At 60.9% G+C, this 962-nt stretch carries 1 rRNA gene; it reads right to left on the reverse strand.

The annotated features are described in order from the left end of the window. Positions 1 to 962 (reverse strand): 23S ribosomal RNA (locus WA616_RS24360); the annotation flags it as partial.

The following is a 962-nucleotide window of genomic DNA, read 5'->3' on the forward strand; positions in this document are numbered from 1 at the left end:
GACGGGCCACACCCTTGCACCGGTACTACCACTCACCGGCCCGACTACCTTCCTGCGTCACCCCATCGCTTGCCTACTACCAGTCCGGGTCCCCAGCTACTCCCACCCACTCCTCCGAAGAGCAGTGAGCGGTTTCGGTGGGTCAGCATCGCTGGGTTCAGCATGGGCGTTCCTTCGCGGGTACGGGAATATCAACCCGTTGTCCATCGACTACGCCTGTCGGCCTCGCCTTAGGTCCCGACTCACCCTGGGCGGATTAGCCTGGCCCAGGAACCCTTGGTCTTCCGGCGGGGGAGGTTCTCACTCCCCTCTCGCTACTCATGCCTGCATTCTCACTCGTGTGGCGTCCACGGCTGGATTCCTCCGCCGCTTCACCCGCCACACGACGCTCCCCTACCCACCCACGAACCTGGCCGGCGTTCCGAAGAACACCGGCGGGATATCTCGTGAGTGCCACGGCTTCGGCGGTGTGCTTGAGCCCCGCTACATTGTCGGCGCGGAACCACTTGACCAGTGAGCTATTACGCACTCTTTCAAGGGTGGCTGCTTCTAAGCCAACCTCCTGGTTGTCTCTGCGATCCCACATCCTTTTCCACTTAGCACACGCTTAGGGGCCTTAGCCGATGATCTGGGCTGTTTCCCTCTCGACTACGAACCTTATCGCCCGCAGTCTCACTGCCGCGCTCTCACTTACCGGCATTCGGAGTTTGGTTGACGTCAGTAACCTTGTGGGGCCCATCGGCCATCCAGTGCTCTACCTCCGGCAAGAAACACGCGACGCTGCACCTAAATGCATTTCGGGGAGAACCAGCTATCACCGGGTTTGATTGGCCTTTCACCCCTACCCACAGCTCATCCCCCAGGTTTTCAACCCTGGTGGGTTCGGTCCTCCACGCGGTCTTACCCGCGCTTCAACCTGGCCATGGGTAGATCACCCGGCTTCGGGTCTAGAGCACGCGACT

The sequence above is a fragment of the Geodermatophilus sp. FMUSA9-8 genome (assembly GCF_037034165.1).
GTDB lineage: Bacteria > Actinomycetota > Actinomycetes > Mycobacteriales > Geodermatophilaceae > Geodermatophilus > Geodermatophilus nigrescens.